The 10,848-nt window shown below is 35.2% G+C and carries 12 protein-coding genes and 1 rRNA gene; 12 read left to right on the top strand and 1 reads right to left on the bottom strand.

The window, feature by feature from the left end; translation table 11 throughout:
• The first annotated feature begins 120 nt into the window (after positions 1 to 120).
• The 10 genes from rrf to rsmI all read left to right on the top strand — a co-directional run bounded on the left by rrf (position 121) and on the right by rsmI (position 6,943).
• A 5S ribosomal RNA gene (rrf, locus tag AC1DS7_RS26210) occupies positions 121 to 236 on the top strand.
• A gap of 199 nt (positions 237 to 435) precedes the next feature.
• The gene (locus AC1DS7_RS26205) at positions 436 to 615 is read left to right on the top strand and encodes a sigma factor G inhibitor Gin (RefSeq protein WP_002130199.1); all 180 of its coding nucleotides are present in this window, start codon (positions 436 to 438) and stop codon (positions 613 to 615) included.
• A gap of 79 nt (positions 616 to 694) precedes the next feature.
• Positions 695 to 2,116: an aminotransferase class I/II-fold pyridoxal phosphate-dependent enzyme gene (locus tag AC1DS7_RS26200; protein ID WP_002143970.1), complete on the top strand. Its 1,422-nt coding sequence runs from the start codon at positions 695 to 697 to the stop codon at positions 2,114 to 2,116.
• Position 2,117: 1 nt separating this feature from the next.
• Positions 2,118 to 2,744: a dTMP kinase gene (gene tmk / locus AC1DS7_RS26195; RefSeq protein ID WP_476999290.1), complete on the top strand. Its 627-nt coding sequence runs from the start codon at positions 2,118 to 2,120 to the stop codon at positions 2,742 to 2,744.
• Between the two features lie 35 nt (positions 2,745 to 2,779).
• Positions 2,780 to 3,763 carry a DNA polymerase III subunit delta' gene (holB, locus tag AC1DS7_RS26190; RefSeq protein WP_002009636.1) on the top strand — a complete coding sequence of 328 codons (984 nt, stop codon included), beginning with the start codon at positions 2,780 to 2,782 and terminating at the stop codon, positions 3,761 to 3,763.
• A gap of 5 nt (positions 3,764 to 3,768) precedes the next feature.
• Positions 3,769 to 4,596 carry a PSP1 domain-containing protein gene (locus AC1DS7_RS26185; protein ID WP_002009637.1) on the top strand — a complete coding sequence of 276 codons (828 nt, stop codon included), beginning with the start codon at positions 3,769 to 3,771 and terminating at the stop codon, positions 4,594 to 4,596.
• A gap of 14 nt (positions 4,597 to 4,610) precedes the next feature.
• Complete coding sequence (gene yabA / locus AC1DS7_RS26180; protein WP_002009639.1) at positions 4,611 to 4,961, top strand: DNA replication initiation control protein YabA; 351 nt, start codon at positions 4,611 to 4,613, stop codon at positions 4,959 to 4,961.
• Positions 4,962 to 5,081: 120 nt separating this feature from the next.
• On the top strand, positions 5,082 to 5,822 hold the full coding sequence (locus AC1DS7_RS26175; RefSeq protein WP_002143971.1) for a tRNA1(Val) (adenine(37)-N6)-methyltransferase: 741 nt from the start codon (positions 5,082 to 5,084) through the stop codon (positions 5,820 to 5,822).
• On the top strand, positions 5,809 to 6,099 hold the full coding sequence (locus AC1DS7_RS26170; RefSeq protein WP_002130207.1) for a GIY-YIG nuclease family protein: 291 nt from the start codon (positions 5,809 to 5,811) through the stop codon (positions 6,097 to 6,099). The genes AC1DS7_RS26175 and AC1DS7_RS26170 overlap by 14 nt, the downstream gene beginning before the upstream one ends.
• Entirely contained in the window at positions 6,068 to 6,943 is an 876-nt protein-coding gene (rsmI, locus tag AC1DS7_RS26165) for a 16S rRNA (cytidine(1402)-2'-O)-methyltransferase (protein ID WP_002143972.1), read from the top strand. Before AC1DS7_RS26170 ends, rsmI begins: the two co-directional genes overlap by 32 nt.
• A 20-nt stretch (positions 6,944 to 6,963) precedes the next feature.
• Here rsmI and AC1DS7_RS26160 read toward each other — a convergent pair whose 3' ends face one another.
• On the bottom strand, positions 6,964 to 7,248 hold the full coding sequence (locus tag AC1DS7_RS26160) for an AbrB/MazE/SpoVT family DNA-binding domain-containing protein (protein WP_000843037.1): 285 nt from the start codon (positions 7,246 to 7,248) through the stop codon (positions 6,964 to 6,966).
• Positions 7,249 to 7,768: 520 nt separating this feature from the next.
• Here AC1DS7_RS26160 and metG point away from each other — a divergent pair.
• Entirely contained in the window at positions 7,769 to 9,751 is a 1,983-nt protein-coding gene (gene metG, locus AC1DS7_RS26155; RefSeq protein ID WP_002143973.1) for a methionine--tRNA ligase, read from the top strand.
• Between the two features lie 165 nt (positions 9,752 to 9,916).
• Positions 9,917 to 10,684 (top strand): TatD family hydrolase, encoded by a 768-nt coding sequence (locus AC1DS7_RS26150; protein ID WP_002143974.1) that lies wholly within the window; start codon positions 9,917 to 9,919, stop codon positions 10,682 to 10,684.
• Positions 10,685 to 10,848: the final 164 nt, after the last annotated feature.

The raw sequence follows: 10,848 nt of genomic DNA, 5'->3' as shown, positions 1-10,848 counted from the left end.
TGATAGGTTCGAGGTGGAAGCATGGTGACATGTGGAGCTGACGAATACTAATAGATCGAGGACTTAACCATATAATATGAAGCAAATGTTATCTAGTTTTGAAGGAATATACCTTCATAGTTTGGTGATGATGGCAGAGAGGTCACACCCGTTCCCATACCGAACACGGAAGTTAAGCTCTCTAGCGCCGATGGTAGTTGGGACCTTGTCCCTGTGAGAGTAGGACGTCGCCAAGCAAGATAAAAACACAAGTCTTTTGACTTGTGTTTTTTTGTTTTTAAACAGTACATGAAAGAAGTAAAGGGAATACATAAGTAATACAAACACGTTGCCCAAGAATAAATCATATTATATAAAAAATTGATGTATATTTTCCGGAAATTTGTTAAGGAATAGAGGTATATAATATGTTTATTTAAAAAGGGAGGAAAGATTATGAAATTACCAAGTGAAATTTGCATCGTTTGTGAGACAAAAAGAGGGGAAGGAATATATGTATATAATAATTTAATATGTTACGAGTGCGAAAGGAATCTGGTGAATACTGAGACAACTGACCCGAAGTATATACATTATTTAAAACAACTGCGAAAATTAGAAGTATCATATTTTTAAATAGGCATTATGCCTATTATTTTTTTTGCCCTAATATCTGTATAATAGATACAGAATGAATAATAAGGAAGAGATATATATGAATCAAAATCGTATGCCTTTATATGAGGCGCTAATGGAATTTAAAGAAAGGCGACTACTATCTTTTCATGTTCCAGGTCATAAGAATGGTTTAAACTTCCCTCAGAAAGCTTCAGGGGGGTTTAAGGACATATTATCAATTGATGTAACAGAGTTAACAGGATTAGATGATTTACATAGCCCGTTTGAATGTATAGATGAAGCACAGCAATTATTAGCTGAAGTATATGGCGTGCACAAAAGTTATTTTTTAATTAATGGTTCAACAGTTGGAAATTTAGCAATGATTTTGTCTTGCTGCGGCGAACATGATATTGTCCTCGTACAAAGAAATTGTCATAAATCGATCATTAATGGTTTGAAATTAGCAGGGGCTAATCCGGTCTTTTTAAATCCATGGATTGATGAAGTACATAACGTACCAGTAGGTGTTCATGATGAAATTATTAAGGAGGCAATTACAAAGTATCCAAATGCAAAAGCACTTATTTTAACACATCCTAATTACTATGGTATGGGAATTGATTTAGAGGCAAGTATCGCTTACGCACATGCACATAAAATTCCTGTTCTAGTAGATGAAGCCCATGGGGCGCATTTTTGTATAGGGGACCCCTTCCCGAAGTCAGCATTAGTTTATGGTGCGGATATTGTGGTTCATTCCGCACATAAAACATTACCTGCGATGACAATGGGATCTTATTTACATATAAATAGCCGTTTGGTGAGCGAAGAGAAAGTTTCCTCCTATTTAAGTATGCTACAATCTAGTAGCCCATCGTATCCAATTATGGCTTCTCTTGATATAGCACGTTTTGCAATAGCAGTTATAAAGGAAGAGGGTCATGATGAAATCGTTGAGTTTTTACGCCGATTTAAAGAAGGATTGCGATCTATCCCACAAATAGCCATTTTGCAATATCCATTGCAAGATGAATTAAAAGTTACGGTGCAAACTCGCTGTCAGTTATCGGGGTATGAATTACAGTCTGTATTTGAAAAAGTCGGTATATATACGGAAATGGCAGATCCATATAACGTCCTATTTATATTACCGTTACAAGTAAATGAGGGGTATATGAAAGCTATAGAGATCATTCGATTAGCTATGCAGCAATATAAGGTAAAAGACAAGACAGTATCAATTCGTTATACTTATAAAGGGGAGATTTCCCCTTTACCGTATACGTATAAACAATTAGAGAGATACGAAACGAAGTTAGTATCTATAGAAGAAGCCGTTGGTATGATAGCTGCAGAAATGGTGATTCCGTATCCACCTGGAATTCCATTGATCATGTATGGAGAGAGAATTACTCAAGAACATACAAAGCAAATTACTCATTTAGAGAAAACAGGGGCTCGTTTTCAAGGTAGTACGCAATATATGAACGTGTATGATATAGAAAGTAGGTTTTAGGATGAAGGGATTATTTGTAACAATTGAAGGGCCAGAAGGTTCGGGTAAAACAACATTAATTAAAAGTTTATTACCATATTTTGAGCAAAAGGAACAAAAGGTAATGGCGACCAGAGAACCGGGTGGTATTGTAATTTCTGAAGATATTAGAACAATTTTACATAAACAAGAGTATACGATGATGGAAGCACGTACAGAGGCGCTCTTATATGCTGCTGCACGTAGACAACATTTAGTGGAAAAAGTTATGCCAGCACTTGAGGAAAACTATCTTGTACTATGTGATCGTTTTATAGATAGCTCTTTAGCATATCAAGGATATGCAAGAGGCTTAGGTATGGATAAAGTATTTGAAATTAATCGTTTCGCAACGGAAGATTGTATGCCTAGTTTAACAATCTATTTAGATATTGAGCCAGAGGTAGGTTTAGCACGAATTGGAAAAGATGCAGGACGTGAAGTAAATCGACTAGATATGGAAGATATCTCTTTCCATAAACGTGTGCGTGAAGGGTATTTACAAGTTGTAGAGCGTTTCTCTAATCGCATTGTATTAGTAAATGCTGATCAACCAATGAAAAAACTTATAGAAGAAGTTGTTCAGATTATAGAAGATAAATTGTTATAATAGAAGGAAAGAATGAAATAAGTGAGGTATGCAGTATGATAAATACGTGGGAGCAGCTTTCTGCTATACAGCCCATCGGTGTCAAAATGTTGATGAATAGCATTGCAAAAGAGCGTATATCCCACGCTTACTTGTTAGAGGGAGGGAAAGGGACTGGGAAGTTCGCCACAGCAATTCAAATGGCAAAAAGTTTTCTCTGTTCACAAAGAAATGGTGTAGAGCCTTGTCATGTATGTACGAATTGTCGCCGAATTGATTCAGGTAACTACCCAAACTTACATATTGTAAAACCAGATGGATTATCTATTAAAAAACAGCAAATTCATGATTTACAAGAAGAGTTTTCAAAAACAGGATTAGAAGCAAATAAAAAAGTATATATTATTGAGCATGCAGATCGTATGACAGCAAATGCAGCGAATACGCTCTTAAAGTTTTTAGAAGAACCAAGTAGTGATACAACAGCTATTTTACTTACTGAACAAAGTCATCAGATTTTAAATACAATCTTATCTCGTTGTCAGGTTGTTACGTTTAGGCCGTTGCCTACAGAATCTTTAATTAAGAGGTTAGAGGAAGAAGGTATTACAGTTTCTTTATCTACACTTGCTGCGCAGCTTACAAATAGTTTTGAAGAAGCTTTATTAATGTGTAATGATGAATGGTTTGCACAAGCGAGAGCTTTAGTGATAAAATTATGTGAAGCGCTCGAAAAAGATAAGGCCTCTATTTTTTTTGTACAAGAAAAATGGGGGAAGCACTTTGGAGAGAAAGAACAATTACAGCAAGGCTTAGATATGTTACTCCTTATTTATAAGGATTTATTATATGTTCAACTTGGAGAAGAAGATCGTCTTGTTTTTCATGAGCAGAAAGAGATGTTTGAATCCTTTTCTTATGCTCAGAAGCGCATTGTATCAGCTCTCTTTAATATATTAGAGGCAAAAAATAGAATCAACGCTAATGTAAATGCGCAGCTTGTGTTCGAACAGTTAGTGTTGCGGTTGCAGGAGGGATGACCGTTTTGTATGATGTAGTAGGTGTTCGCTTTAAGAAGGCCGGAAAGGTATATTACTTTGATCCGAATCAGTTCGATATCTCAGAAAATGAGTTTGTAATTGTAGAAACGGTAAGAGGTATTGAGTACGGAAAAGTAGTTATTACCAAAAAGCAAGTTGATGAAAATGACGTTGTATTACCGCTAAAAAAAGTTATTCGTATTGCAAATGAAAATGATCGTACCATTGTTGAAGAGAATAGGCATGCTGCGAAAGAAGCATATCAAGTTTGTCAACAAAAGGTAGGAGAACATAATCTTGATATGAAGCTTGTAGATGTAGAGTATACGTTCGATCGTAATAAGATTATTTTTTACTTTACTGCGGATGGTCGGATTGATTTCCGGGAACTAGTGAAAGACTTAGCGGCAATTTTTAGGACAAGAATTGAGCTGAGACAGATCGGCGTTCGTGACGAAGCAAAAATGCTTGGTGGTATTGGTCCATGTGGTCGTATGCTTTGTTGTTCTACTTTTTTAGGAGATTTTGAACCTGTATCCATTAAAATGGCAAAGGATCAAAATTTATCATTAAATCCTGCAAAAATCTCTGGTTTATGTGGTCGCTTAATGTGTTGCTTAAAATATGAGAATGATGAATATGAGGCAGCAAAGGAACAACTTCCTGATTTAGATCAACGTATACAAACACCGCACGGTACTGGCCGTGTTATCGGATTAAATATTTTAGAAAGATTAATTCAAGTGGAACTAGTAGACAAGGAACGGATAGTAGAATATACGTTAGATGAATTAATGAATAAAGGGGTCGTTTCGAGTCAAACCACAGATTAATGAGGTGGGTGCTTGTGGAGAAAAAGGATATTTTTGCATCGGTTTCTAGTATGGAAGAGCAAATTGGACATTTATACAAACAGTTGGGAGAATTAAAACAACATCTTGCAGAATTATTGGAAGAAAACCAACATATAAAAATGGAAAATGAAAATTTGCGACATCGTTTTGAAGAAGTGCAGAACAAGGAAAAACAAAAAACTCAAAAACGCAAAGAAATGAAAGCGAAGACAGATATTGGTGAAGGCTACGATAATCTAGCGAGACTATATCAAGAAGGTTTTCATATTTGCAATCTACATTATGGAAGTGTACGTAAAGAGGGAGATTGTTTATTCTGTCTGTCATTTTTAAATAAAAAGTGAGATTACCTTTCCAATATAATTGGAAAGGTAATTTTTTATACATGAGAGTAGAATGAAATTTATTTTTACATTAATAGAAGATGAAATAGGGTAGGTTAAGTGTAAGAAAGGGAGCAATATATGAATTTATATGAAGATGAGCGTTTAGATTACTTATTAGCGCAAGATATGAAGATTGTACAAAGTCCATCAGTATTTAATTTTTCTTTGGATGCTGTTTTACTTGCAGATTTTGCTTGGGTGCCAATTCAAAAAGGTAATTTACTTGATTTGTGTACAGGTAACGCAGTTATCCCTCTTTTATTAAGTACAAGGACAAAAGGGAAAATTACAGGTGTAGAAATTCAAGAGCGCTTATATGATATGGGAATAAGAAGCATTCAATACAATAATTTAGCAGAAAGAATTCATTTAATCCATGGAGATTTGAAAGATATGCCGGAGAAACTTGGACGTCATCAATATGATGTTGTAACATGTAATCCTCCTTATTTTCAAACACCACAAACTTCTGAGAAGAATATGAATGAACATTTAGCGATAGCTCGTCATGAAATTATGTGCACACTAGAAGATGTTGTATACGCAAGTAGTCAGCTAGTGAAACAGGGTGGGAAAGTAGCATTTGTACATCGTCCAGGTCGTTTGCTCGACATCGTCACATTAATGCGTAAATACAAAATTGAACCGAAACGTGTGCGATTTGTTTATCCTAAGGCTGGTAAAGAAGCGAATACATTGTTAATTGAAGGAATTAAGGATGGAAATGCAGATTTAAAAATCTTACCACCTCTTTTTGTATATGAAGAAAATAATGAATATACAAAGGAGCTTCGTTCAATTTTATATGGAGAAGAATAAGCATTGTTTTTATGTGGTGGAGTGTTCTGATGGAAGTTATTATGCTGGATACACGAATCATATAGAAAAACGGATTCAGACCCATAATAGTGGAAAAGGTGCTAGATATACACGCGCTAGACTTCCAGTTGTTTTAAAATATGTAGAGGATCACGAGGATAAACGAACGGCTATGCAAGCTGAGTATCACTTTAAGCAGTTAACGAGGAAAAAAAAAGAAGAATATATGCAAAAAGGAGAACGCTATGTGGCAGCAAAAAAGCTTTCAGCAAAATGAAAAGGGAGTTTTATATTTAGTACCGACTCCAATCGGAAATTTAGAGGATATGACATTTCGTGCAATCCGAATTTTAAAAGAGGCAGACATTATTGCAGCGGAAGATACAAGGCAAACGAAGAAACTTTGTAATTACTTTGAAATTGAAACACCAGTTATGAGTTATCATGAGCATAATAAAGGAGTAAGTGGACGGAAAATTTTAGATAAGTTAGAAGAAGGTAAGACTGTAGCCATTGTGAGCGATGCTGGTATGCCATGTATTTCAGATCCTGGTTATGATATCGTTGTAGAGGCTGTAGCAGAACAATATCATGTTATCCCGCTTCCTGGGGCAAATGCAGCCCTTACAGCATTGATTGCATCAGGACTTGAGACAAAACATTTTTATTTCTATGGTTTCCTGCAAAGAAATAAAAAGGGACGTAAGCTTGAATTAGAAAAACTACGCTATATTCCAACTACAATGATGTTTTATGAGGCGCCACATCGTTTAGATGATACTTTAATCTCTATGCAAGAAGTATTAGGAAATAGGGAAATCGTATTATGTCGTGAGCTAACGAAAAAATTTGAAGAGTTTATTCGTGGAACAATTGAAGAAGCGATTGAGTGGACGAAGCAAAATGAAGTTCGTGGTGAGTTTTGTATTTTAGTAGCAGGTTCAACAGAAGAACCTACTCCAGAAGAACAATGGTGGGAAGCTATTTCAGTATATAATCATATTGAACATTATATAAATGAAAAAGGTATGAATTCAAAAGAAGCGATAAAAACAGTCGCTAAAGATCGAGATTTGTCGAAACGAGACGTATATCAAATCTATCATGTGGATAAAAAATAAGCTTCTCATAATTGAGAAGCTTATTTTGCTGTTTCGATATAATCTTGAAGTTCGTTTAAGACTTGTTCAGCGCCTTCTTTACTTAAGATAATTTTACCTTCAGCTAAAGATAGGTTACCATCAGATACTTCACCAGTTACTTGGCAAGTCATGTTTGGTTTATATTTCTTTAAGATGATTTTTTCATCATCAACGTAGATTTCAAGAGCATCCTTTTCTGCAATACCTAAAGTACGGCGTAATTCGATTGGAATTACTACACGACCTAATTCATCAACTTTACGAACGATACCAGTAGATTTCATAATTCTTTTCCTCCTAAATAAATAGTTTATAAGTTTCGAGTCTATTTTTTTGATTCGTCATTTTTCGACAAAATACCCTATGGACATATGATACCAATCATTTACATTTCCGTCAATTATTAAATTCTATATTTTTAAAAAAGATTTATAGATTTTTATACTTCTTATATATGATAGAATGTAAGTCATTTCTACAATTGTTTTGTATTATTTTTTGTAATGTTTATACTTTTCGGGAAATATATTGTATATTTTTTTGAATATGAGTAATAGATGATAAAGATATCGAGCATTAACTCGTTTTTATCCCGCTATTTGCGAGCAGTAAGACTCCCACTTTAAAATTTAGCCGGAGCAAAGAAGTTAAGTGGGAGTCAGGCTGCTCGTAAAAGCCCGATTGGTGTGGGCTAATAATCCATGGGGGATGAACCCTCTCCACGGATTAAAGTTTCACTTTATATATGAGTTTTTGATATACTGTTTATAAATACATATGAGGTTATTCGGGAGGTCCAAAACGATGAAAGAGGAAAATAAGTCCTTTTATATTACTACCCCAATTTATTATCCAAGTGGAAAGTTACACATTGGACATGCTTATACGACAGTAGCAGGAGATGCGATGGCACGATATAAGCGTATGCAAGGATACAATGTTCATTATTTAACAGGAACTGATGAGCATGGACAGAAGATCCAAAAGAAAGCAGAAGAACTAAATGTTACACCACAGGCATATGTGGATAACATTGTATCAGGGATTAAAGAACTTTGGGAGAAGATGGATATCTCTTATGATGATTTTATTCGTACAACTGAAGATCGTCATAAAGATGTTGTTGAGAAAATCTTCAAGCAGCTAGTAGATCAAGGCGATATTTATCTTGATGAATATGAAGGTTGGTATTCTGTACAAGATGAAACATTCTATACAGCGCATCAATTAGTAGATCCAATTATGGAAGGTGACAAAGTAGTTGGTGGAAAAAGCCCAGATAGTGGTCACGCTGTAGAACTTGTTCGCGAAGAGTCTTATTTCTTTAGAATGGGTAAATATGTAGACCGACTATTAAAGTTCTATGAAGATAACCCACATTTCATTCAGCCGGAGTCCCGTAAAAATGAAATGATTAATAACTTCATTAAACCAGGATTAGAAGATTTAGCTGTTTCTCGTACTTCATTTGACTGGGGAGTTCGTGTTCCAGGTAACCCAAAACACGTTATTTACGTATGGGTAGATGCGTTGTCTAATTACATTACTGCATTAGGATACGGAACAGAAAATGAAGAGAAGTATAAAAAATTCTGGCCAGCAGATGTCCATTTAGTTGGGAAAGAAATCGTTCGTTTCCACACAATTTATTGGCCAATTATTTTAATGGCTTTAGATTTACCACTTCCGAAGAAAGTCTTTGCTCATGGCTGGATTTTAATGAAGGATGGGAAAATGAGTAAGTCAAAAGGAAACGTAGTAGATCCAGTTACACTAATTGATCGTTACGGATTAGATGCATTGCGTTACTACTTACTTCGCGAAGTTCCATTTGGATCTGATGGAGTATTCACACCAGAAGGATTTGTTGAACGAATCAACTTTGATTTAGCGAATGATTTAGGTAACTTATTAAATCGTACAGTAGCTATGATTGATAAATACTTTAACGGGGAAATCCCTGCATTTAAAGAAAATGTAACTGAGTTCGATGAAACTTTAGTGACATTTGCCAAAGATACATTGAAAAAAGTAGAAGAGGCAATGGAGAATATGGAATTCTCTGTAGCGCTAAGTTCCATTTGGCAATTAGTTAGCCGTACGAACAAATATATTGATGAAACGCAGCCGTGGGTATTAGCGAAGGATGAGAATGATCGCGAAAAACTTGCGTCTGTAATGGCCCACTTAGCTGAGGTACTTCGTCAAACAGGTATTATGCTTATGCCATTCCTAACAGTAGCACCAAGTAAGATGTTTGCTCAACTTGGACTTACTGAAGAGGCGCATAAATCTTGGGAAAGCCTATCTACAATTGGATGTATTCCAGCTGGAACAAAAGTAGAAAAGGGAAACCCAATCTTCCCTCGTTTGGAAATGGAAGTAGAAGTGGGGTATATTAAAGAACAAATGCAAGGTTCTGCTCCTAAAGTAGAAGAGAAAAAAGCAGAAGAACCAAAGGCAGAAGAAATTACAATTGATGATTTCTTTAAAGTAGAATTACGAGTAGCTGAAGTAATATCCGCTGAACCTGTGAAAAAAGCAGATAAGTTGTTAAAAATTCAGCTTGATTTAGGTACAGAGAAGCGCCAAGTGGTTTCTGGGATTGCTAAATTCTATTCCCCAGAAGAACTAAAAGGTAAAAAGGTTATTTGTGTAACGAATTTAAAACCTGTAAAATTACGTGGTGAATTATCACAAGGTATGATTTTAGCAGGTGAAGAGAATGGCGTATTGTCATTAGCATCAATTGACCAGAATTTACCAAATGGTACAAAAATCAAGTAATTGAGACAAGAAAAGAGATGTTTCACGTGTAACATTGGTGAAGCGTCTTTTTTCTTTTTACATTCCGTTTTTTGCATTAAAATTGAAGTATTGTTATCGTTAAGTTAGAAAGAGTGTAGTTTTTCTATGAGAGAATTGATTTCAATATAAAAGGAGTTATTTATTATGTTGTTTGATACACATTCACATTTAAATGCAGAGCAATTTGAAGAAGATTTACAAGAAGTTATCACGAGAATGAAAGAAGCGGGAGTTACATATACAGTTGTTGTTGGATTTGATGAAGTAACGATAAAGAAAGCAATTGAATTAGCAGAGGCTTATGATTTTATTTACGCTGCAGTTGGATGGCATCCTGTTGATGCAATCGATATGAAAGAAGAACATTTAGCTTGGTTAGAAGAATTAGCGGCTCATCCTAAAGTAGTTGCAATTGGGGAAATGGGATTAGATTATCACTGGGATAAGTCTCCAAAAGAAATACAGAAGGAAGTATTCCGTAAACAAATTGCATTAGCGAAAAAGGTGAAATTACCGATTATTATACATAACCGCGATGCAACTCAAGATATTGTTGATATCCTAGAGGAAGAGAATGCAGCTGAAGTAGGGGGCATTATGCATTGCTTTAGCGGTAGTGTAGAAGTAGCGCAGCGATGTGTCGATATGAACTTTTTAATTTCATTAGGTGGGCCAGTAACATTTAAAAATGCCAAGAAACCGAAAGAAGTTGCTATGGAGATTCCGTTAGAAAAATTATTGATAGAGACAGATTGCCCGTATTTAACACCACACCCATTTCGAGGGAAACGAAATGAACCTAGTTATGTAAAACTGGTAGCAGAAGAAATTGCGAATTTAAAAGGAATTTCTTATGACGAAGTAGCACAAGTAACAACAAAGAATGCCAAATCCTTATTTGGTGTTGAATAAAAAAGAATGGGGAGTCCCATTCTTTTTTTGTTTTTTGAGAAGAGAGACAGTAGAAGTGATAAGAACCCACTATTTACTCATAACATAAGTGTAGAAATATTGCGGATAAATTAAGATGGAGATAGAAGTGTTACAATAAGGATAGTGTACAAAGATTTTTCTCT

The organism is Bacillus sp. P4_E1, from assembly GCF_056401715.1.
This window is presented reverse-complemented; position numbering and strand designations above follow the sequence as displayed.